At 59.8% G+C, this 251-nt stretch carries 1 protein-coding gene; it reads right to left on the minus strand.

Annotated features, from left to right (window positions below; all coding sequences use genetic code 11):
- Nucleotides 1–251, minus strand: a 251-nt coding sequence (locus QN399_RS26475; protein WP_330201961.1) for a UbiD family decarboxylase domain-containing protein, incomplete at both ends; no start/stop codon positions are given.

Genomic DNA, 251 nt, shown 5'->3' on the forward strand with positions numbered 1-251 from the left:
GTGTAGGTACTGTGGTAGATCGGCTTGACCCGATGGGTGATGCGCTCGACGGTGAACACCGGAAAGCTGTCGACTTCGTTGTAGTAACCGGTGTGGTCGCCGTACGGGCCTTCATCGGCCATTTCACCAGGGTGAATCACGCCTTCAAGAATGATCTCGGCGGTGGCCGGCACTTGCAGGTCGTTACCGCGGCACTTCACCAGCTCCGTGCGATTACCGCGCAACAAGCCGGCGAAGGCGTACTCGGAGAG

Origin of the sequence: Pseudomonas sp. 10C3, from assembly GCF_036346185.1 — a bacterium.
Lineage (GTDB): Bacteria > Pseudomonadota > Gammaproteobacteria > Pseudomonadales > Pseudomonadaceae > Aquipseudomonas.